This window comes from Syntrophorhabdales bacterium (assembly GCA_035541455.1).
Classification (GTDB): Bacteria; Desulfobacterota; Syntrophorhabdia; order Syntrophorhabdales; family WCHB1-27; genus JADGQN01.
The window spans coordinates 1-22122 of the sequence record DATKNH010000120.1 but is presented as its reverse complement, the minus strand read 5'-3'; the positions used below and the strand labels follow the sequence as shown (position 1 = coordinate 22122).

Genomic DNA, 22122 nt, shown 5'->3' with positions numbered 1-22122 from the left:
TCTGCCATGCCCTTATTGGCAAGGCAGCGGGTGATGGCTGAGGTGAGGGTGGTCTTCCCATGATCGATGTGCCCTATGGTACCGACGTTCACATGGGGTTTCGTCCGCTCAAATTTTTTCTTAGCCATAGAGTGCCTCCGTAACTGTTTTTTCTCTGGTCTTCTTTAGCGCTTCGAAAATGTGTGCCGGGGCAGGAGCATAGTGGAAGAACTCCATGTGGTAATAACCCCGTCCCTGGGTCATCGACCGTAAATTAGTGGCATAACCAAACATTTCGCCCAACGGTACATAGCCGACTATATACTTGGCATCATTCCGGTCATCAATTGCCGATACTCTCCCGCGTCTCGCTGACATGTCACCAACAACTGATCCGAGGTAATCAGGAGGTACGTTAACATCAACCTTCATGACCGGCTCCAGCACAATGGGGTTTGCTTTTTTCACTGCCTCTTTGAAGGCCATCGAGGCTGCCAGCTTGAACGCCAATTCCGAGGAGTCAACTTCGTGATACGAACCGTCGACCAGGTCCACTTTAATGTTGAGCAGCGGGTAGCCGAGAATAACGCCCTTCTCCAGGGCTTCCTTTACGCCCTTCTCAATACTCGCCATGTATTCCTTCGGGATGACGCCACCCACTGTCTTGTTCTCAAACTCGAATTCCTTGCCTTCCAGGGGAGAAATCTCCAACACCACATGTCCATACTGGCCTCTGCCACCCGACTGCTTCACGTATTTACCAACGGATGAAGCTTTCTTAGTGATCGTCTCGCGGTAAGCTACCTGAGGCGCGGAAAAGGTCATCTCCAGATTGTGCTCGCGCTTCGCCCGATCCATCACGATGTCGAGGTGGAGCTCTCCCATGCCGGAGAGAATCACTTCTCCCGTATCGTTATCCATCTTGACCGTCAAAGACGGGTCTTCAATGGTGAACTGGTTGAAGACGAACCACATTTTCTTAAGATCATCTTTTTTCTTGGGGGTTATTGCAACGGAGATAACCGGTGTCGGCACCTCTATCGTTTCAAAGAGCACTGGACTGTCCGGGTTAGTGAACGTGTTGCCCGTGGATGCGGTCTTCAGGCCTGACACCGCGCATATGTCTCCCGCCTCGACGTGCTTTGCTTCTTCTCGTTTGTTAGCGTGGAGTCTCAGGATCCTGCCTATTCTCTCTGTCTTTCCTTTTGAGCTGTTGAGCACTGTTTCGCCGTGGCGAAGTCTCCCTGAATAAATACGCATAAAGCTGAGCTGTCCGGCGAAAGGGTCATTCATGATCTTGAAAACGAGACCGCTAAAGGGTTCCTCCTTCGAGCCGATCAACTGCTGTTCCTGACCCTCTTCTGTCCAGCAGGTGTAGGGAGACACATCGATGGGAGAAGGCAGGTAATCAACTATTGCGTCCAGTAGAAATTGAATCCCTTTATTCTTGAAGGCAGATCCGCAGAGCACCGGCAAGACACTCTCGTTCAGGGTGCCTTTTCTGATGACCCGTTTCAGATCAGAGGCGAGAATCTCTTTACCGTGGAGATAAGCCTCCATCAGGTCGTCGTCAATTTCAGCCAGTCTCTCGAACACCGCTTCACGCGCGGCTTCGAGACGGACCCTAAGTCTCGCGGGCACCTCGGCTACCGAATACTCGCTTCCAAGCCGGTCATTATCGTACAGGTAGGCCTTCTGGTTTATGACATCGACTACGCCCAAAAACTCGTCATTTTCCACGATGGGCAGCTGGAGAACCACGGGGTTAGCCTTCAGCATGTCTCTGATCATTCCGACGCACTTGTCGAGGTCAGCGCCGGGTCGGTCCATCTTGTTGACAAACGCGATGCGCGGAACTCCGTAACGATCAGCCTGTCTCCAGACCGTCTCGGACTGCGGTTCAACTCCTTCGACACCTGAAAAAAGAGCTACAGCCCCGTCGAGAACCCTCAACGACCGTCCCACTTCTACTGTGAAATCGATATGCCCCGGGGTATCGATGATGTTGATCCGATGATTTCTCCAGAAACAGGTGGTGGCTGCTGCAGTGATCGTGATGCCGCGCTCTTTCTCCTGCTCCATCCAGTCCATGGTGGACGTTCCTTCGTCCACTTCGCCGATCCTGTTGTTCACTCCCGTGTAAAACAGGATGCGTTCGGTTGCTGTCGTCTTGCCGGCATCGATGTGAGCCATGATGCCGACGTTTCTAATAAGTTCCTGCACTCTTTACCACCTGTAATGGGCGAAGGCTTTATTAGCCTCAGCCATCTTGAGAGTATCCTCTCTTTTCTTTATGGCTCCACCTTTGTTATTGTAGGCATCGATAATTTCTGACGCGAGTTTGTCCGTCATGGTTTTTTCCGAGCGTTCCCGCGCGTACTTTAATATCCAGCGGATTGCCAGTGATATCTTGCGGTCCAACCGTACTTCAATAGGGACCTGGTAGGTTGCGCCACCGACTCTCCTTGCCTTCACCTCGAGTTCGGGTTTCACGTTATCCATGGCCTTGGTGAAGACCTTGAAGGGATCCTCTTTCGTTTTCTTCTCTATCATGTCGAAAGCACGGTAGACCAATCTGCTGGCAAGGCTCTTCTTGCCGTCCAGCATTACGCAATTGATAAACCGCTGCACCAGAACATCGTTGTACTTGGGATCGGCCAATCGTTCTCTTTTGGACACCCTTCCTTTTCTGGGCACTACTCTCCTCCTTGGTAAAAGCTTATGCTATTGCTTCGGTTTCTTTGCGCCGTACTTGGATCTGCTCTTTTTTCTGTTCTGCACACCGCTGGCGTCGAGCGAACCGCGGATGATGTGGTATCGTACACCTGGTAGATCCTTAACTCTTCCACCTCGAATCAGCACTACAGAGTGTTCCTGAAGGTTGTGGCCGATACCGGGTATGTATGTGGTCACTTCCATGCCGTTCGTAAGCCTGACCCTGGCCACTTTACGCAAGGCAGAGTTCGGCTTCTTCGGTGTAGTGGTGTAAACTCTCACGCAGACTCCGCGTCTCTGTGGACAACTCATGAGGGCAGGCGATGCGCTCTTATTTTTAGCGGCTTCTCTCCCTCGCCTTACTAGTTGGTTAATAGTAGGCATCGTTCCTCCAAAAAAATAATCCCTTTTTAAGGGATAGCTATGCGTAGCTTTGCCTGATGATTCGGAAAAAGCTGGAGGATAATATCACTTTAACCCTGCCTTGTCAAGTGATTTTTGGCCTGACAAGCTGTTAGACAAGAGAGGGGTACCCACCCAAATTCACGCCACAAAAGCATGCCCTCGGGCATCGCACTCTTTTCACACTGGGCCACCTTTGAAAGAAGGCAGTAACGGGCACCGTAAGCGTCAGAAAATTCAAAGGAAAAGGTTGTCACGGGAACTATTTTAACTGCTCCAGCCCTTTTATAATCTCCGCCCCCCCCTTGTAAACGTTCTTGCTTTGCCCATTATAGATTACCACGGTGGGTGTACTGTTGATGCCGTCTTCGTCAATGTATCTCTGGAGTGCAGTGAAAGTCGCTTTTGTGTCGAACTGCTTGAACCGGACCTGGTTTTTGTGCAGGTACTGTTCAAGCTTTTCTTTGTCGGTAATATTTGCTTTAGCCGCCTCGAAAAGGGCCGCCCTCATGCGCAGCACGTAATCGAAGTCTGATTTTTCATTGAGGATATACAGGAAGTATCTCGCATAGGTGGGTGTTGGAGCATGGATAGGCGTGTCAATAAACGTAAGATTCGCCGTATCGCGCTTTACCAGCTGGACAAGCATATTCTCCAGCCTCGGCTCAAGTGCTGAACAAGGGCCACAGAAATAGTCAGTATAAATACGCACTTTCACCTTTCCATTGCCAAACGAGGGCATAAGCACGTTGTCCGCGAATACCGGTCTGGTCGCGCCTTGGAAGAATATGGCAAAAAGCAGGAAACCAAGAACGATTGAAATGACCATAAGAAACTTCCGTGACAGCCGGAAGTTCATCACAAAAAGCGCCAAGAGAACACCTCCGAAAAGAAGACAGTAGGGACAGTACACGCCCTGACGTACCTGAAACGCAACCAGGTAACCCTCAGTGCCCACAGCAGCCGAGAGTAACAGGAGTTGAATGGTCTCCCACTTGAGCAGAGCTGCGACGAAGAGTATACCGGCGAAGACCAGCCCCACATACGTGAGGTTAAATCCGAAAATCCCTCCCTTCAGATAGGCGCACGATTGGCCGCAGATACTATAATAAAATATAATCCCGATGCCTACCAGGGGCAATATGAGGTTAGCGATGTATCTGCCTCTTGTGGGTTCTTTCATAAACGAATCTTCCACCCTTCGCTTAAGCCCACGCACCACTCAAGTCGAACCTTATCTTATCGCCTTGATACCCTCAGAATCAACCCCTTCAAGTATTCAGTCTCCGGGATAGTCAGCACTACCGGGTGATCGGGGCTCTGCGTCAGTTCACGGAGCAGATAGACATCAGCCTTAGCGTAAGCAGCTATCCTGACCAGGTCTCTGAACCTCTGTCTCTTCATGTGGTGAGAACAAGAGAACGTGAAGAGAGAGCCACTGTCCGCAAGCCTCCTCAGCGCCTTCTTGTGAAGGTCGATGTAACCCCTTTCCCCTTCCTTCACTTTTTTCTTGGACTTTATGAAGCTTGGAGGGTCGAGTATCACAAGATCATATTCCTCAGAGCCTGATTTCAGAAAATCAAACGCATCTGCCTTTATGAATTCGCCGCCGGAGAGTTTGTTGATCCTCAAATTTTCCCGGGCGAGCTCTAGGGCTCTTACCGATGAGTCGACGAAGGTGGCTCTTCGCGCACCGTAAAACAGCGCGTGCACGCCGAAAGCGCCGGTGTAGGAGAAACAGTCGAGGACTGTCGCACCCGGTGCAAACCCCCTGGTCAAGAGCCTGTTCTCCCGCTGATCAAAGTAGAAGCCTGTCTTGTGACCGCTGATCAGGTCCACAAGAAAGCGCAGCGGTCCTATCCTCACAGTCATCTCCTGCTTCAGGCTGCCCTTTACCACCTGCGCGTTCTGCGGCAATCCCTCTTCCTCTCTCGCAGAACTCTCATTCCGCAGCACGATGTTCTTAGGTGAAAGTACGCGCTCCGACGCTGCAATAATCGTCTCCTTCTGGTGCTCCATGCCCCACGTCACTATCTGTATTGCGAGCGCATCTTCGTATTTGTCAATGATGAGACCGGGCAGAAAATCTGATTCTGCGTTCACGACTCTGAAGTTCTCTCCGAACTGGCCCCCACGCCATTTCAAGGCATTGCTGATCCTTTTCTCAAAAAACACTTCATCGATGGCAATACGCCGCCTCGTCAGCATACGCACCATGATCAGGCTCTGAGGATTGATGTAACCGATACCAAGGAATGCACCTTTAGCGCTCTGAACTTCAACGAGTTCGCCCGCGCGCACATGCTCAGGCCTCTCCTGTACCTCATTGCTGAAGACCCAAAGGTGCCCTGACGCTAAGGAATTCTCACCAGCTTTGCCTACAACAACTCGTTCCATGTTTGAATATATTGCGGAAAAATGCTGAGAAGTCAACAATCAGGACTTTGAAGGCTTTGAAGGGAGAGGGCAAGGAGTATCTTACAGGCACAATTAAAAGGGCCAAGAGGTTATAGCAAACTCAACCCTTGGCCCTTCGAAGTCTTACGTCGCAGCGCTAGCTGGAGGCTGACGCTTCTTCCGGTGGATGGGTCAAACAATAATCTATCCCCTCATCCACCCTCTCTATGAACTTGAATTTCATATTCTCTTTGACGGTCTCCGGCACCTCTTCCAAATCCTTTTCATTCATCTTAGGGAGCATCACGCTCTTGATGCCTGCTCGCTTTGCTGCCAGCACCTTTTCCTTTACTCCACCTATCGGCAGCACGAGACCGCGCAACGTGATCTCACCCGTCATGGCCACGTCGTTCCTTACCGGCTTGTCGGTCAACAGCGAGACAAGAGCTACCATCATCGTTATGCCGGCAGAAGGCCCGTCCTTGGGAATGGCGCCTTGCGGCACGTGTATATGCAGATCCTGCTTCTCGAAGAAGTCTTCCGGAATATGAAACTCCTGAGTCTTGCTCCGTATGTAGCTGAGAGCGGCCTGCGCCGACTCTTTCATCACATCGCCCAGCTGCCCGGTCAGGGAAAGGCTGCCCTTCCCCGGCATCTTCGTGGCCTCAACAAAAATGATGTCGCCGCCGGTCGAGGTCCAGGCAAGCCCGGTCGCAACGCCCGAGTATTTCGTGCGCTCTGCGATCTCTGAGTAAAACTTGATAGGCCCGAGTAACTTGTGAATATCGTCCGCTGCAACATTGGTCTTCTCTGTCTTGCCCTCTGCAACATCCCTCGCAACAGATCGGCAGATCGCAGCAATCTCCCGCTCCAGGTTTCTCACGCCCGCCTCTTTCGTGTAGGACCGTACAACCAGCTTAAGCGCCTCATCATCAAAAGCGAGCTGATCGGCAGTAAGTCCATGCTCACCAAGCTCCTTGGGGATTATAAATTCACGGGCTATCATCACCTTCTCTTCTTCGGTGTACCCTGGCAGCTCAAGAACCTCCATCCTGTCCTTCAATGCAGGAGGAACAGGATCAAGAAGGTTTGCCGTCGCTATGAACATCACCTTTGAAAGGTCGAAGGGCACCTCAAGGTAGTGATCGCTGAAAGAAAAGTTTTGCTCGGGGTCCAGAACTTCAAGCAACGCGCTGGAGGGATCACCCCTGAAGTCCATACCTATCTTGTCCACCTCGTCCAGCATAAACACAGGGTTGTTCGATCCTGCCTTTTTGATTCCTTGTACCACCCTTCCCGGCAGCGCCCCGACGTACGTCCTCCGGTGCCCCCTGATCTCTGCCTCGTCCCGTATGCCGCCGAGTGAGATTCTCATAAATTTCCGGCCAAGGGCCCTGGCGATTGACTTGCCCAGGGATGTTTTTCCGACACCGGGAGGCCCCACGAAACAGAGGATCGGCCCTTTCATGTCCGACTTGAGCTTCCTCACGGCGAGGTATTCCAATATTCTTTTCTTTACCTTTTCGAGGTCATAGTGATCCTCGTTAAGGATGCGACGCGCATCTTCTATCACGAGGTTATCCTCGGTGGCCCGTGTCCAGGGAAGCTCGACCAGCCAATCGATGTAGGTACGGGATACTGTGTATTCGGCAGACATCTGGCTCATCTTGGACAGTCGGTCAAGCTCTTTTTCCGTGACCTTCTGGATGTCGGGCGGCATCTTAGCTTCGACCATCTTTTTCCGCAACTCGTCAATTTCCGTATAGCGTTCGTCTACCTCGCCCAGCTCCTTTTGTATTGCTTTGAGCTGTTCTCTGAGGTAATACTCACGCTGCGTCTTGTCTATGCCTTCCTTTATGTGGGATTGTATCTTGGTGCTCAGTTCTAGCGTTTCCAGCTCCCTATTGAGCAGGATTGTCACCTTCTTGAGCCGCTCCTTGATGTCTATCTTCTCAAGGATTTCCTGTCTCTCAGCCGCGCTGATATTTATGGTAGACGCGACCAGGTCCGCCAGATTTCCGGGGCTCTCAATCTTTGCCGCAATTTGTGCCAGTTCAGAAGAGAGATACGGCGCAATCTCCACCGCCTTCTTGAAAAGATTCTTCAGGTTTATGTACATCGCATCTATTTCGATGTCTTTCTGGTACTCCTCAAAAACAGGAAGCACGCGTGCCCTGAAATTCGGTTCCGTCTCAGAGAACTCGATCAGCTTGAAACGGCACAGTCCCTGGACTACGATGCGCTGACTGCCATCTACCATTTTAACCATTTTCATGATGGTAGCCACGCACCCTACCGTGTAGAGATCTTCGAGGCCCGGTTCCTCTATGTCGGGGTTCTTCTGGGTGATAATCCCAATAAGCCTGTCCCTCGACATCGCATCATCAACCAGCCTGATCGATTTTTCCCTCCCCACAACCAGTGGTATGATCAGATCTGGATATGCAACCGTACCGCGAAGAGGCAGTATAGGAAGCTCGGCAGGAATGAAGAGCTTTTCCTTCGAGCTTTTATCATTCTTATAGCCAATTACCATTTATCCTCCTAATTGTCCTGCTGATGTCTGCTCTGTTGCTACTTCTTCACGTCCTCAAACTCGACGTCCACGACGTCATCATTGCCGCGCGAGCCGCCGCCTCCCGGCCTCTGTGCCTGCTGCTGTTCCGGACCGCCGCCTCCGGCCTGGGCCTCAGTCGTTTTCTTGTAGAGAAGCTCCGCGATTTTGTGGGACGCTTTTGTCATTTCGTCTATGGCCGGCCTAATCCTGCTCAGTTCGCCGCTCTTGAGGGCTTCTTTTGCGCTTGAGATTGCACTTTCGACAGAGCTGATGTCCTGCGCACTCAGCTTGTCTTTGCTTTCATTCAGCGTCTTCTCTGTGCCATAAATGAGATTATCGAGCTGATTACGAGCCTCCACTTCTTCCTTTTTCTTTCTATCTTCCTCCGCGTTGGTCTCCGCATCCTTCACCATTTTCTGGATGTCCTGCTCCGTAAGCCCCGTGGAGGCTGTTATTGTTATGTTCTGCTCTTTGGCCGTAGCCATATCTTTTGCGGTGACATGGAGAATGCCGTTGGCATCGATATCAAACGTCACCTCTACCTGCGGCATGCCCCTGGGCGCGGGCGGGAGGCCTATGAGATGGAAGCGCCCGAGGGTTCTATTGTCCCTGGCGAGCTCTCTTTCACCCTGCAGCACATGGATTTCCACGCTTGTCTGGTTATCTTCAGCCGTGGTAAAGATCTGGCTCTTTCTTGTAGGTATTGTGGTATTCCTCTCTATGATCTTTGTCATCACACCGCCAAGCGTTTCAATGCCCAGCGAGAGCGGCGTCACATCCAGAAGCAGCACATCTTTCACCTCGCCGGCAAGCACACCTGCTTGAACTGCTGCTCCAAGCGCAACGACTTCATCGGGATTGACCCCTTTATGCGGCTCGCGGCCGAAGAACTGCTTGACCAGATCCTGCACTTTGGGAATCCTGGTCGATCCTCCTACGAGCACAACCTCGTGGATATCAGACTGCTTCAATTTGGCGTCGTCCAGCGCCTTCTTGCAGGGCTCCATCGATCTCTGGAAGAGATCATCAGAGAGCTGCTCCAGCTTCGCACGCGTAAGCTTCATGTTCAAATGTCGCGGCCCCGATTGATCAGCAGTTATGAAGGGCAGATTTATTTCTGTCTCCATGGTTGTTGAGAGCTCGATTTTTGCCCTTTCCGCTGTCTCCTTCAATCTCTGAAGGGCCATTCTGTCCTTGGAGAGGTCAATGCCCTGGTCCTTCTTGAATTCTGCTACGATCCAGTCCATGACCCGCTCGTCGATGTCGTCTCCGCCGAGGTGCGTGTCACCATTGGTCGATTTCACTTCGACCACGTTGTCGCCTACTTCCAGGATTGAGATGTCAAAAGTGCCTCCCCCAAAGTCGTACACTGCTATCGTTTCATTCTTCTGTTTATCCAGTCCGTAGGCAAGGGCTGACGCGGTGGGCTCGTTGATGATGCGCAGCACATTGAGACCGGCGATTCTACCGGCATCCTTCGTCGCCTGCCTCTGGGAATCGTTAAAGTACGCAGGCACAGTGATGACCGCATCTTCAACAGTCTGCCCAAGATAACTTTCAGCAGATTTTTTAAGCTTTTGCAGTATGAACGCTGATATTTCCTGGGGCGTGTACTGCTTTCCCCGGACCTCCACTCTGGCATTGCCATTCGAATCACCCACGAGCTTGTAGGGAACTCGCTCCCCCTGGACTTCGCTGTATCGCCTCCCCATGAACCTCTTTATAGAAAAAATCGTATTCTCAGGGTTGGTGATCGCCTGCCGTTTCGCCACCTGACCGACGAGCACTTCGCCCTCTTTTGTGAACGCAACTACGCTCGGGGTGAGTCTGTTCCCCTCTTCGTTGATGATGACCTTCGGGTCCCCACCCTCCATAATTGCCACAACAGAAAATGTGGTACCAAGATCAATTCCAATCACCTTTTTAGCCATCGCACTACCCTCCAAGTCGATTTGTGTACAGATGCTAATATAAGCTCGACCACGCCGCTTGTCAACATGCTTTGTATCCTAAAAAGCCCTGCAAATATTTATTTTAATTGCTTTTTCTTAAATGGATGGCATACTCAAAGCCGTCAACAAGCGCGGCGAAAGAAGCCATGTTGATGTTCGCGGAGACGGCCGCGACACTCCAGGTTTCCTCGCCATCGGTGAAGACAATAGAGACTTCGACCCTGGCTGCGGTACCCGATCTCCTGTCACTTATGCGTGAGGCGAAATCAACCAGCTTCACCTCTCTGATAAAGGGAAAGATAGACCCTAGTGATTTTTCAAGAACGTTGGCCAGCGCATCCACGGGGCCTACGCCTGTCGACGCTTCGTGCATCTCGGCTTGTTCTGTCCTTATGATGACCGTTGCTTCAGGTCTCAGGCCGTCATCGATAAGTCTGTACGAACCGACCACACTGAAGGGCTTCTTGTACGTATCCAGGGCTCGCAGAATATTCAGCTCCTTTGTTGCGTCCCTTATATTCAGCAATCGCTTCATTGCTCCTTCTCCTCTTCGAGAAGCAGCTTATAATCGATGCTGTCTACGAGGGCCTGCCAGCTCGCCTCAAGAATATTCTCTGATACGCCAAGCGTCTCCCAGGTTCGTTTACCGTCGGTCGATTCGATCAACACACGCGTAACGGATGCGGTCCCGTCCTTACTGGAGAGCACCCTCACTTTGTAGTCCAAAAGCGAAACCTCTCCCAGTGCAGGATAGAACTTAAGCAGGGCCTTTCTCAGGGCGTTATCCAAGGCATGGACGGGTCCACTGCCTAACCCGGCGGTGTGTTCCACCCTGTCACCCACTTTGACGAGTATAGTGGCTTCCGAAACAGATGTATCTCTCTCTTTCTTTTCAACAATCACCCTAAAGCCGACCAGATCAAAGTATTTCCTGTGTATGCCAAGCGCCCTTTTCATAAGGAGCTCGAGAGAGCCTTCAGCGCCTTCGAACTGATACCCTCCGTGCTCAAGCTCCTTGACTTTCTTCAATACCTCTTTGACAGCCCTTTTTTCTTTTTCAATTTCGATGCCAAGTTCTTTGGCCTTGTAAAGAATGGTGCTCTCGCCGGAAAGATCTGAGACGAGCACCCGCTGCCTGTTTCCCACAAGCTGGGGCTCAACGTGCTCATATGTCGCCGGATTTCTTCGCACGCCGCTCACGTGTAGCCCGCCCTTGTGCGCAAAAGCAGCGTCACCTACATAGGCCCTGTGTTTGTCTGGAACAAGGTTGGCCATCTCGTCAATAAAGAGGCTCAGATCTCTTAATTTCTCGAGGTGCACCCGGTCAGATGCGCCGTAACCCATCTTCGCAATGATGTTGGGAATAATCGAACAAAGATTTGCGTTACCACACCGCTCACCGTAACCGTTTAACGTGCCCTGAACGTGGGCGCAGCCGGCTTTGACCGCCATAATACTGTTTGCTACGGCTGATTCCGTGTCATTGTGGGCATGGATACCGAGGGGCAGGGCGAAGCTGTTATGGATATCGGCAGTCGCGCCTGCTATCTCGTAAGGCATGCTGCCGCCATTGGTATCGCAGAGCACCAGCACGTCGGCTCCTGCCTCTTCAGCAGTCTTCAACACCTTTATCGCATACTGCCTGTTTCTCTTGAACCCATCAAAAAAATGCTCCGCGTCAAAGAAGACGACGCGGTCATGTTTCTTCAGACATCTGATTGTCTGATCGATCATCCTGAGGTTACCTTCCAGACTCACCTTCAGCGCATCCTTGACGTGCAGGTCCCAGCTCTTGCCCACCACGGCCACGTACCTGGTGTCCGCCTCCAGCACACTTCTCATGCTCTCATCCTCTTCAGCCTCGACTCCTGACCGTATTGTGCTGGAAAAGGCCACGATCTTCGTGTGCTTCAGTGGCAGTTTCTTCACCTCCTGAAAGTACTGCAGATCTTTAGGGTTCGAGCCGGGCCACCCCCCTTCCACGTAGTCCATACCGAATTCGTCCAGCTTTTCAGTAATTCTCAGCTTATCGAGAGGAGAGAATGAGATATCTTCGGACTGGGCTCCGTCGCGCAAGGTGGTATCGTAAAAATCGATCCTCACCGCTCCTCCTGGACATCTTCGGCGTCAAGCCCGAATCCCGTGTGCAGCGCCCGTACAGCCAGCTCTCCATACTTTTCACCGATCACGCAGGAAATTTTGATCTCCGAGGTGCCGATCATCTCGATGTTGATGCCTTCATTGGAGAGCAAGGCAAACATTTTAGCTGCGATGCCCGCGTGAGACCGCATTCCCAGGCCTACTATGGAAACCTTGGCGACGCGTTCGTCCACTTCGACAGTCTTCGCCCCGATTTCCGCAGAAAGTCCCTCCATAATCTTCTGCGCCTTCTTTGCGTCAGCCTTGCCAAGAGTAAAGGTGACGTCCGTCTTCTTGTCATGGCTCACGTTCTGGACGATCATGTCTATCACGATATTCGCATCGGCAAGCGTCGTGAATATCCTGGAGGCAACGCCCGGACGGTCGGGCACTCCGTTAACCGTGACCTTCGCCTCGTTCTTGTTATACGTTACGCCTGAAACAATTACCTGCTCCATCTCCGGTACCTCCTCACAGACGAGCGTGCCTTTGCCTTCGGTCAGCGATGATTTAACCAGAAGGGGGACCTTGTACCTTTTGGCCATCTCAACTGATCTGATCTGCAGGACCTTGGCCCCGAGAGATGCCATCTCCAGCATCTCATCGTAGGATATCCTTTCCAGCCTGCGCGCTTTGCTGGTGATGTTGGGATCGGTCGTGTAGACACCATCGACATCAGTGTAGATCTCGCATACGTCGGCCTTCAGTGCTGCTGCCACCGCTACTGCAGTGGTATCCGAGCCTCCGCGGCCGAGGGTGGTAATATTACCCTCCTCGTCTACGCCTTGAAACCCCGGCACCACCACGACTCTGCCATTCGCGAGCTCTGCCCTGATTTTGGTTTCCTCTATGTCGGAGATACGCGCCTTGCCAAAAGCAGAGTCAGTGACTATCGGCACCTGATGCCCCAGAACCGACACAGCATCATACCCCATCTCTTTCATCGTAATCGCAAGAAGGGCGGAAGTAACCTGCTCGCCCGTCGATATCAGCACATCGACCTCCCGTTCATCCGGGAATTTTGCGATGCCATGCGCGAGCCCCAGCAGACGGTCTGTTTCGCCCGACATCGCAGAAACAACTATAACGAGTCCATTACCTTGCTTCTTGTATTCGATCACCCGTTTGGCTACGTTCGCTATTCTCTCAGGATTTGCGACGGATGTCCCGCCATACTTCTGCACGACCAGCATCAGCAACCTCCAAAACGATCAATCTCTCCTCTTCGCTCGTGACGGTAATACTCACCTTAATGGTGTTATCCCACCATAGAGATTTTTCAGCCCATTCGACAGCCACGACAGCATCATCGAGATGCTCTTCAATGCCTAATTCATTCACGTCCACGCTTTCCAGCCTGTAGAGGTCTACGTGGCACAACCCGAGTCTGCCCGCATACGCATTGAGCAGAGTAAACGACGGCGAAAGCACGTGTTCCCAGTCAGGCACATCCAGGCCCTTCGCCAGGCCCTTAACGAACTGCGTTTTGCCTGATCCTAACTCGCCGTAAAGAAGAAACACATCACCGGCCCTCGACAATTCTCCGATAGCTGCGCCGATCGCAACCGTGTCAGAGGGCCCTCTTGATATAAGTTCTATCCGTTCCACGCCTTAATTCCCGCAGTGCTTCGCCGACTCCCTTCAGCAGGTCTACTGCTACAAGGTCCATATCGCTTCTCGTGGCGACCCAGGTATCCGCAATGTAGCCATGAAGATAGACCCCGAGGAGAGAAGCCTCCAGCGATGTGTAGCCCTGCGATAGAAGGCCGCCTATAAAACCAGTAAGTATATCACCGCTTCCGCCTTTTGCAAGCGCTGCGTTGCCTGTAGGATTGATGAAGAGAGAGCCGTCAGCGCCAAAAATGGTCGTCCGCGCTCCCTTCAGCACAAGATCGATGCCATGGGTTGCGACAAACCTGCGGCCGATGTTCAATCGGTCTGCATTAACCTCTGCGGGACTCAAGCCCACCAGACGGCCTATCTCTCCGGGGTGAGGCGTGAAAACGGCTCTCTTTTCTTTCTTCCTGATGAGCCGTTCATGGCCTTGAAAGCTGGTAATGCCATCCGCATCAACGACAAAGGGCTTGTCCAGCTCGACGTACAGCTTCCGCACCAGCGTCATTGTTTCTTCGGTGGTTGAGAGGCCCGGACCGATCACGATCACGTCTTTATCGCGGGCAAACGATTCAATCTGGTCGAACGCGTCCTCAGCCAGATGGCCCTTCCCGTTATCCTCCACGGGGAAGGTCATGACCTCTGTCAACTTGGTTTCCATAATAGCGTTGAGACTCCGCGGAATCACCAGAGTCACAAGACCGGCTCCTATCTTGAGCGCGGCGTCGGACGCCATTGCTGCTGCACCGGTCTTGCCTGTCGAGCCCGAAATGATGAGGGCGTGGCCAAAGCTCCCTTTATGGCTAAACGGCCTGCGGCTCTTCAGAAAACTTCTCAGCATATCGCCGTCGACAACCTCTGCATCTACGCCGATATCCTTTTCAGCAGCTGGAGGAAGAGCAATGTCCACTACCGTAAGTTCGCCCACGTGGGCCGCACCCGGATAGAGGAGCTGCCCTATCTTGGCGTACCCGTAGGTATAGGTACTATCCGCCGTGACGGCCACACCCAGTGGCACACCGCTCATGGCATCGAGACCTGAGGGGATATCCACTGCGACAATGGGCCTTTTCGATGCATTCATCTGTTCGATGAGAGCTTTCTCGATTCCCTGCACTTCTTTTGACAACCCTGTACCGAAAATAGCATCAATGAGAAGTTCTGCTTCCTTGAGCTTCTGCCGGATATCAGCGAGCTTTCTTATAACGGTCATCGCTCCGTTCAATTTGCGATAGAGCTCCATGTTAAGGGCTGCATCGCCTTTCAGGTCCTCCGGTTCACACGTAAGAACCACAGACGTCTCGAACCCATCTCTTAGCGCGTACCTTGCGATGACAAATCCGTCCCCTCCGTTGTTCCCCCTGCCACAGCAGATTGTCAGCTTCTTCTTTTCGGTAAGATATTTTTTTCTGAGAAGACGGTACGTAGTCCTTCCCGCATTCTCCATGAGCACTGCTGAAGGAATACCCCATGTATTGATAGCGTAATCATCGTATCGCTTCATGCGTTCAGGAGAGAGCACTTTCATCAAGAACCTCCTGCGAAGCAAACCCGAAATCCTACTATCGAAATCCTAAACAATTTCGAAATTTCCAGGTTCCAAGACTAATCCAGCTTACCTGCTTTTGTCTTCGGTCATTTGACATTAGATATTGTTTAGAATTTGGCGATTAGGATTTAGGATTTCACCTCCTTTTCTATGGCTACTGCTGCCACTGCGTATGCTTTCTCGTGAGAAATGGTCACACCCTCGTAACGGGAGCCCCGAAAGGAAATGAACGGTTGTCCGGAGTCACCGGCCAGCACCTCTATCTCCCTCCATGGCAGACGCCTCCCGAATGCCTTCATGAAAGCTTCTTTCGCAGCAAAGCGTCCTGCAAGCGTTTCGGCCCATCTTTTCTTGCGCTGTGCGTAGGTTATTTCCAAATCGGTGAATATCCGCTTCAGAAAATGATCTCCATGACGTACTTTGAGCGCCGCTATTCTCGATACATCAACGATGTCAATGCCGATCACATTCACCTCAGGCGCAAGGATCAAGGCATAAGGCCAAAGGCACAGCATTTCTTGACCTCTTTTCACTAACCATCGGCTACCGAAGACCTCTGCCTTGCGCTGTCAACTGCTCACTGCTTACTGCTCGCGGACTTTATCAGTTCAATCATATCCGTCACAGCCCGATCCAGCCCCACAAAGACTGCCCGCGCTATGATGCTGTGTCCGATGGCAAGTTCCTTGATTTCCGGGATAGCCGCGATATCGGCCACGTTATGGTAGTGAAGGCCGTGTCCTGCGTTCACCATGAGACCCAGGCTACTCCCCATTTTTGCGGCCAGCTGAACTTTTTCTAACTCCGCGAGCCGGGAAGCCTCTTCCGGCGCGTCGCTGTACCTTCCGGTGTGGAGTTCGATCATCTCAGCACCCGTCGCTTTTGAAGCGGCGATCTGCGGCTCTGCAGGATCGATAAAGAGGCTCACTTTGATCCCGCTTTCTCTCAGGCGGCTCACAGCCCGCATCAGGCGATCCTTGAGAAGAACAACGTCGAGCCCACCCTCGGTGGTGAGCTCCTGCCTCTTTTCCGGCACCAGCGTTGCCATCTCCGGTTTTATCTCCCGAGCTATGGCAACCATCTCATCCGTGGCAGCCATTTCAAGGTTCAATTTCGTCCTCACTACCTGACGCAGGATCTGCACGTCCCTGTCTTTAATGTGGCGTCTGTCTTCACGCAGATGGACAATAATCCCGGATGCACCTGCCATTTCCGCGATGCCTGCGGCATAGACGGGCTCCGGGTAATAGATTCCTCTCGCCTCACGCAATGTCGCAACGTGGTCAATATTCACCATAAGCTCAGGCATGATACTTCTCCGAAAGGCGTTTTCGGGCAACTTCCGCGATCTCTTGTGCGTAATCCTTTACCTGATCATGGTTCTTTCCTTCCACCATGATCCTGAGGAGCATCTCCGTCCCAGAGTATCGTACTACCACTCTGCCCTTTTTCCGCAACGCCTTTTCAACGCTCTCAATTTTTTTCCGCAACTCGGGAACTTTATCCAATGGCTTCTTTTCTCTCACCCCGATATTAAGCTCCACTTGAGGAAACTCTTCAAACCCCGCCTTCAGGTCGTTCAGGGTCGCCCCTTTCTCTACCATGATGTTCAGCACCTTCAATGCCGTGACAATCCCGTCCCCTGTGGTATTGTGGTCGAGAAAGACTACGTGGCCCGACTTCTCGCCACCAAAATTAAAGCCCTCCTGGAGCATCCTTTCCAGCACGTAGCGGTCACCCACATCTGTTCTGACTACCCGCACCCCTTCCCGCTTCAAACACACGTCCAGACCCATGTTGCTGGCAATCGTCGCCACGACAGTATTCTTCTTCAGAAAGGCCCTGTCTTTCAGGTATCTGCCACAAATCGCCATGAGTGTATCGCCATCTACGATCCCACCCTTCTCGTCAACGAAGAGCACCCGGTCTCCGTCTCCGTCGAAAGCCACACCAATGTGGGCGTTCTTGTCCAACACCAGTTCCCTTAGCACATTCGGATGGAGTGTCCCGCATTCTTTGTTGATATTCTCTCCATCCGGTTCCACAGCGTGGGCGACCACATGCGCGCCAAGCTCCTCAAAGACAGCCGGCGCCACCTTATACGTCGCGCCCTGAGCGCAATCTACGACCAGTTTGAGCCCTGAGAGGGTGAGTTCCTGGGGGAAGGTATTCTTAAGGAAAACTATATAGCGCCCCACAGCGTCGTCGATACGATGTGCCTTGCCGATTTCAGAAGCTACGGGACGAATCTCGTCGATACTGCCGTCCATGATCATTCTTTCAATCTCTGACTCCAACTCGTCCGGCAATTTAAAGCCTTCGCCTGAAAAAATCTTAATCCCGTTATCTTGATAGGGATTGTGCGAGGCTGAAATCACTATGCCCGCATCGGCACGCATGCTGCGCGTAATGAAGGCGATCCCTGGAGTGGGAAGCGGACCCACAAGCCAGACATCGAGCCCGGTGGAGCAGATACCTGACGCAATTGCTGTTTCCAGCATGTAGCCCGAGAGCCTCGTGTCTTTTCCTACCACTATTCTTCCCCTGCCATGCCGCTCCTTGAAGACATGGGAAACAGCCCTTCCGATCTTAAGCGCCACTTCAGAGGTCATTGGATATACATTTGCCACGCCGCGAACACCATCGGTTCCGAACAGCCGTTTCATGCCAGTCACCTTAGCTTTTTTCCGCAGGGCAGGCCGATCAGGCCGCCATCACTGCCTGAACAAATGCAGCCACTTTTTTTGCCTTCTTCACGTCATGCACCCGTAGAATGTCAGCGCCATTCCAGAGCGAGAGCGCAAGACTTGCCAGAGTCCCCTCGATCCTCTCTTCCAATTCAGGAGAGCCTGCGAGTTTTCCAATGAAGCCTTTCATCGACGTGCCTATCAGAATAGGGTACCCCAGCTCTTTGAATCGACGGAGATCCTTGATGATCGTGAGATTGTCCTCGACTCTTTTGCCAAAACCAATTCCCGGATCGAGAACGATGTTGGAATCCTGGACGCCGCATTGCTTCGCGTACTGCACTCTATCAACAAAGAATTCTTTTATCTGGCCGATTACATCCTCGTATCCGGGATTTACCTGCATCTCTTTAGGTCTACCCCTGGTATGCATGATAACCACTGGCACACCCGACTGCGCCGCGACCGAGGCCGTTTCGGGATCAAAAGTGAGACCGCTTATGTCGTTGATCATGTCGGCACCCGCTTCGATAGCCTCTCTGGCAACAGCCGCTTTATACGTATCGACGGACAAAAAGACGGTAGAGCGAGCTCTTATTTCCCTGATCACAGGAATAACCCTGCGCAACTCCTCCTCGGCAGGCGTAGCGTCAGAGTAAGGGCGCGTTGACTCTCCTCCGACGTCTAGTATATCGGCACCTTCCTCTATAAGGCGCAACGCGTGTGTTATTGCCACGTCCTGCGGGTAGAATTTTCCCCCGTCATAGAAAGAATCAGGCGTTACGTTGAGGATGCCCATGATGAGGGGTCTATCCTCGAACCGCTGCCTCCACCCCATTCCTGAGTTCCTCAATTATCCTGTCTATCTCTTGCCCATCGAGGACTTCTTTTTCAAGAAGGTTCTTGGCGATTGCGTGCAGCACGTCACTGTTTTCGCGGAGAATCCGGCGGGCCCGTTCAAAACAATCGGTTACGATGCGCCTCAGTTCACCATCTATGTCCTGAGCAGTCTCATCGCTGACATCTCTCGGACGCTGGATCTCTTTGCCCAGAAAGACGTGCTCTTCTTTTTTTCCATAGTTGAGCGGCCCGAGTTTGTCGCTCATGCCCCACTCGCACACCATCTTTCTGGCTATCTCTGTGGCTCTTTCGATGTCATTCCCTGCGCCCGTGGTCTGATGATTGAGGACCAGTTCTTCAGCGGCTCTGCCCCCTAAGAGAATGGTGATGTTATCCATGAGGTACTCTCGCGGATACGTGTGACGCTCATCGATGGGAAGCTGTTGCGTGATGCCGAGAGCCCGACCTCGCGGGATGATGGTTATCTTGTGTATGGGGTCTGAACCCGGGATCATCTTCGCAACGAGTCCGTGCCCGGCCTCATGGTACGCGGCGTTGCGCCGTTCTTCGTACGGTATGATCATACTCTTGCGTTCCACGCCCATCAACACCTTGTCCTTGGCTTCTTCAAGGTCGGATATCTCTATCTCTTTCTTATTCTTCCTCGCGGCGAGAAGGGCCGCCTCATTCACGAGGTTCGCAAGATCGGCACCGGAAAACCCGGGAGTTCCTCGCGCCACAATGGACAGGTCAACGTTCTTGGAAAGAACTGTCTTCTTCGTATGAACGCCCAGGATCGCCTCCCTGCCTTTGACATCCGGAATAGCGACCACGATCTGCCGGTCGAATCTCCCGGGCCTCAGGAGCGCCGGGTCAAGCACGTCCGGCCTGTTGGTGGCTGACACGATGATGACGCCTTCGTTCGATTCAAAGCCGTCCATCTCAACAAGCAGTTGGTTGAGCGTCTGCTCCCGCTCGTCGTGCCCTCCGCCCAAGCCCGCCCCTCTGTGCCGACCGACCGCATCTATCTCGTCTATGAATATGATGCAGGGTGCGTTCTTCTTGCCCTGGTTGAAGAGATCCCTCACGCGGGATGCGCCGACGCCGACAAACATCTCCACGAAATCAGAGCCGCTAATGCTGAAGAAGGGCACGTCTGCCTCTCCCGCAATGGCACGAGCAAGCAGAGTCTTCCCCGTGCCGGGCTGCCCCACAAGGAGCACGCCTTTGGGTATGCGACCGCCAAGCTTCGTAAACTTTTTCGGGTCCCGCAGAAATTCAATGATCTCTTCCAGCTCTACCTTTGCTTCTTCAATCCCGGCCACGTCCTGAAACGTGACTTTATTCTCCCTTGCATTCACGATGCGCGCCCTGCTCTTGCCAAAGGCCAGTGCTTTACCGCCTCCGGCCTGCATCTGTCTCATGAAAAAGATCCAGACCGCGATCAAAAGCAGCATGGGGAACCAGGAGACGAATATCGATTGCCAGATTCCGGAATCCTCATCAGGCTTCGCCTGAATTCGCACGCCGGAGTCTCTCAAGGTTCGGACGAGTTCGGGGTCATCAGGCGCGTAGCTCTTGAATTCCCCGCCGTCCTTGAAGACGCCTGTGATGTTCTTTCCCTGCATCACGACTGACGCCACTTTGCCGGATTTTACCGATTCGACGAAGTCGCTGAACATAATATTCTCGTAATGTCGCTTGGGCTTATGGTAGACGTTGAAGAGGAAAAGAACAATGAGAATGACGAAAAGCCAGATGAATATCCCCTTGTTCAAGGGATTTAGGTTCTTGTTTTTTATCATGGCTCTAGTTGTATCACAGTAGTCCCTGTATTTTCAACAGCGTGAGCCCATCTAAGCAAGAAATGTGCCGGAAGGACCCGGAACAACGGAGCCTGTTCCGCGACAAGCCTGCACAAAAAACGGGGACCCCGTAAGGTCCCCGTTGTGCTCGCGCACGATTGCTCGCTAGAAGCTATACATCGCCTTGAGATAGAAGATATTCGCGTTGTAGTTCTGGTCCGTGTAGGCACCGGAGAGCAAGGTGTTGACTGTGCCCGTCGACGGCATCACATAGCGATAGCCGACCACGTTAAAAGCGTTGGTGGTACCCTGCACAGGATCAAGCGCGGGAATCTGGCCGTCGTTATACTTCATCTGGCGGTACACCCAGCCGAACATCAGACCGAACTGCTTCGTGACATTGTACTTGAGCCGCGCGGAGATCGACTGCATGGTATAGTCGTCCCACGGGTTGATGTTCAGCAAGTTCGGATTCAAGGCGATTGCCGTGGCCGGGTTCGTGCTTATGAATTGGGACGTGAAATCGGCCGTGCCGTTGTTCTTCTGGAAATCGTACTGCACGATGAAGGAAAGCTTGTCTTTTATGATCGGGAAAGACCCTCCTGCACCATAGGCGTAGTTGCTGTTCTGCAGGCTTGAGCGCCAGTTATAGGCGTTCGCATTAGGCGCGGCGTTTGGAAGGGGGTTGGGAAAAAGAGGGCTGCTAGGCGCAGGCATGGGGCTCGGAACACCAACATTGCGCGTCTGCTGGTCTGTCCAGGTCACGTCGTAATCGAAGAAGCCGAAGAACTTGTTGCCCTTCCAGTCGTACGATCCGTCCATGATGAACTCGTTTTGTTGCGCCTTGTAGAAGCCGAGCACCTGCTTGTCGTACGAATCGTGCTTGAAGGCGTACTCCAACGCGAGGTTGAGGTTGGCCAGCGGCGTCAGGTCGAACGTGGCCTTGATCATGTCCTGCGTCTTGTTGGCCGCGTAGTAATCACGCCTGTAGCTATCGAGCACAGTGTTGGCATTATTAGGGTCGGACGGGGTCAGAACCGCGGCGGGTGACATGTTGAAGGTCGCGCCCCTGTACATCTTCTGGTACTTCAGCCTTGTGCCAAGCCAATCAAGCGGATTCCAGACGAGCTGCGCGTTCCACGTGTTGGTCCACGTGTCCTTGATACCCACCTCGGCGCTGGTGGGATCCTCGTGTGCCTCGCCCAGTTCCGATTCATGCGCGCGGCGCTGCAGGTCACTGTATTCATACCCCAGGATACCTTTCAAATTCCGTGTAAAACGGTAGGCAGCCTCTGCACCGTACGTGGTTCTCTGGTAATCGAAGAGTTCGTTGGAACCTACGAAAGCCCCGGTGCTGGTGTTGTAAAAATCGACTGTATCAGATTTGTTTTTCCTGTCTGTATACTTGTAGTAGAGTTTCGTGGACAGGTTTTTCCAGGGGTTGGACGTGAGGTTCGCCGCAACATTCCAGTACTGTACGTCACCG

The 22122-nt window shown here is 52.5% G+C and carries 19 protein-coding genes; all 19 read right to left on the bottom strand.

The window, feature by feature from the left end; translation table 11 throughout:
* Window positions 1-128 (bottom strand): GTP-binding protein (locus VMT71_12940; protein ID HVN24870.1); only part of this gene is annotated, 128 nt, incomplete at its 3' end.
* The gene (gene fusA, locus VMT71_12935) at window positions 121-2202 is read right to left on the bottom strand and encodes an elongation factor G (GenBank protein HVN24869.1); all 2082 of its coding nucleotides are present in this window, start codon (window positions 2200-2202) and stop codon (window positions 121-123) included. The genes fusA and VMT71_12940, both read right to left, overlap by 8 nt.
* A 3-nt stretch (window positions 2203-2205) precedes the next feature.
* Window positions 2206-2676, bottom strand: a complete 471-nt coding sequence (gene rpsG, locus VMT71_12930) for a 30S ribosomal protein S7 (GenBank protein HVN24868.1) — start codon at window positions 2674-2676, stop codon at window positions 2206-2208.
* Window positions 2677-2703: 27 nt separating this feature from the next.
* Window positions 2704-3078, bottom strand: coding sequence for a 30S ribosomal protein S12 (rpsL, locus tag VMT71_12925; GenBank protein HVN24867.1), 375 nt, complete (start codon window positions 3076-3078; stop codon window positions 2704-2706).
* Between the two features lie 280 nt (window positions 3079-3358).
* Window positions 3359-4279: a thioredoxin domain-containing protein gene (locus VMT71_12920; protein ID HVN24866.1), complete on the bottom strand. Its 921-nt coding sequence runs from the start codon at window positions 4277-4279 to the stop codon at window positions 3359-3361.
* A 56-nt stretch (window positions 4280-4335) separates the two neighbouring features.
* Window positions 4336-5493, bottom strand: coding sequence for a class I SAM-dependent rRNA methyltransferase (locus tag VMT71_12915; protein HVN24865.1), 1158 nt, complete (start codon window positions 5491-5493; stop codon window positions 4336-4338).
* Between the two features lie 157 nt (window positions 5494-5650).
* Window positions 5651-8029: an endopeptidase La gene (gene lon, locus VMT71_12910; protein HVN24864.1), complete on the bottom strand. Its 2379-nt coding sequence runs from the start codon at window positions 8027-8029 to the stop codon at window positions 5651-5653.
* Between the two features lie 38 nt (window positions 8030-8067).
* Window positions 8068-9981 (bottom strand): molecular chaperone DnaK, encoded by a 1914-nt coding sequence (gene dnaK, locus VMT71_12905; GenBank protein ID HVN24863.1) that lies wholly within the window; start codon window positions 9979-9981, stop codon window positions 8068-8070.
* A gap of 103 nt (window positions 9982-10084) precedes the next feature.
* On the bottom strand, window positions 10085-10537 hold the full coding sequence (locus tag VMT71_12900) for an alpha-isopropylmalate synthase regulatory domain-containing protein (GenBank protein ID HVN24862.1): 453 nt from the start codon (window positions 10535-10537) through the stop codon (window positions 10085-10087).
* On the bottom strand, window positions 10534-12105 hold the full coding sequence (gene cimA / locus VMT71_12895) for a citramalate synthase (GenBank protein HVN24861.1): 1572 nt from the start codon (window positions 12103-12105) through the stop codon (window positions 10534-10536). Before cimA ends, VMT71_12900 begins: the two co-directional genes overlap by 4 nt.
* Window positions 12102-13334 (bottom strand): aspartate kinase, encoded by a 1233-nt coding sequence (locus tag VMT71_12890; protein HVN24860.1) that lies wholly within the window; start codon window positions 13332-13334, stop codon window positions 12102-12104. The genes cimA and VMT71_12890 overlap by 4 nt, the downstream gene beginning before the upstream one ends.
* Window positions 13288-13749 carry a tRNA (adenosine(37)-N6)-threonylcarbamoyltransferase complex ATPase subunit type 1 TsaE gene (gene tsaE / locus VMT71_12885; protein HVN24859.1) on the bottom strand — a complete coding sequence of 154 codons (462 nt, stop codon included), beginning with the start codon at window positions 13747-13749 and terminating at the stop codon, window positions 13288-13290. Before tsaE ends, VMT71_12890 begins: the two co-directional genes overlap by 47 nt.
* Window positions 13712-15283, bottom strand: coding sequence for an NAD(P)H-hydrate dehydratase (locus VMT71_12880; GenBank protein HVN24858.1), 1572 nt, complete (start codon window positions 15281-15283; stop codon window positions 13712-13714). The genes tsaE and VMT71_12880 overlap by 38 nt, the downstream gene beginning before the upstream one ends.
* A 149-nt stretch (window positions 15284-15432) precedes the next feature.
* A complete protein-coding gene (gene acpS / locus VMT71_12875) occupies window positions 15433-15819 on the bottom strand; it encodes a holo-ACP synthase (protein HVN24857.1) in 387 nt (128 codons plus the stop codon).
* 62 nt (window positions 15820-15881) lie between these two features.
* A complete protein-coding gene (pdxJ, locus tag VMT71_12870) occupies window positions 15882-16613 on the bottom strand; it encodes a pyridoxine 5'-phosphate synthase (GenBank protein ID HVN24856.1) in 732 nt (243 codons plus the stop codon).
* Window positions 16606-17970: a phosphoglucosamine mutase gene (gene glmM / locus VMT71_12865; GenBank protein HVN24855.1), complete on the bottom strand. Its 1365-nt coding sequence runs from the start codon at window positions 17968-17970 to the stop codon at window positions 16606-16608. The genes pdxJ and glmM overlap by 8 nt, the downstream gene beginning before the upstream one ends.
* A 37-nt stretch (window positions 17971-18007) precedes the next feature.
* Complete coding sequence (gene folP, locus VMT71_12860) at window positions 18008-18829, bottom strand: dihydropteroate synthase (protein ID HVN24854.1); 822 nt, start codon at window positions 18827-18829, stop codon at window positions 18008-18010.
* Entirely contained in the window at window positions 18801-20636 is a 1836-nt protein-coding gene (gene ftsH, locus VMT71_12855; protein ID HVN24853.1) for an ATP-dependent zinc metalloprotease FtsH, read from the bottom strand. Before ftsH ends, folP begins: the two co-directional genes overlap by 29 nt.
* A 165-nt stretch (window positions 20637-20801) precedes the next feature.
* A partial coding sequence (locus VMT71_12850; GenBank protein ID HVN24852.1) for an MtrB/PioB family outer membrane beta-barrel protein occupies window positions 20802-22122 on the bottom strand: 1321 nt, incomplete at its 5' end.

What these genes read in the sequence shown, in the direction of transcription:
- rpsL (HVN24867.1), bottom strand. Translation starts at nt 3,078, where the DNA reads ATGCCTACTATTAACCAACTAGTAAGGCGAGGGAGAGAAGCCGCTAAA.
- VMT71_12920 (HVN24866.1), bottom strand. Translation starts at nt 4,279, where the DNA reads ATGAAAGAACCCACAAGAGGCAGATACATCGCTAACCTCATATTGCCC.
- VMT71_12915 (HVN24865.1), bottom strand. Translation starts at nt 5,493, where the DNA reads ATGGAACGAGTTGTTGTAGGCAAAGCTGGTGAGAATTCCTTAGCGTCA.
- lon (HVN24864.1), bottom strand. Translation starts at nt 8,029, where the DNA reads ATGGTAATTGGCTATAAGAATGATAAAAGCTCGAAGGAAAAGCTCTTC.
- dnaK (HVN24863.1), bottom strand. Translation starts at nt 9,981, where the DNA reads ATGGCTAAAAAGGTGATTGGAATTGATCTTGGTACCACATTTTCTGTT.
- VMT71_12900 (HVN24862.1), bottom strand. Translation starts at nt 10,537, where the DNA reads ATGAAGCGATTGCTGAATATAAGGGACGCAACAAAGGAGCTGAATATT.
- VMT71_12890 (HVN24860.1), bottom strand. Translation starts at nt 13,334, where the DNA reads ATGCTGGTCGTGCAGAAGTATGGCGGGACATCCGTCGCAAATCCTGAG.
- VMT71_12880 (HVN24858.1), bottom strand. Translation starts at nt 15,283, where the DNA reads ATGAAAGTGCTCTCTCCTGAACGCATGAAGCGATACGATGATTACGCT.
- acpS (HVN24857.1), bottom strand. Translation starts at nt 15,819, where the DNA reads ATGCTGTGCCTTTGGCCTTATGCCTTGATCCTTGCGCCTGAGGTGAAT.
- pdxJ (HVN24856.1), bottom strand. Translation starts at nt 16,613, where the DNA reads ATGCCTGAGCTTATGGTGAATATTGACCACGTTGCGACATTGCGTGAG.
- glmM (HVN24855.1), bottom strand. Translation starts at nt 17,970, where the DNA reads ATGAAACGGCTGTTCGGAACCGATGGTGTTCGCGGCGTGGCAAATGTA.
- folP (HVN24854.1), bottom strand. Translation starts at nt 18,829, where the DNA reads ATGGGGTGGAGGCAGCGGTTCGAGGATAGACCCCTCATCATGGGCATC.
- ftsH (HVN24853.1), bottom strand. Translation starts at nt 20,636, where the DNA reads ATGATAAAAAACAAGAACCTAAATCCCTTGAACAAGGGGATATTCATC.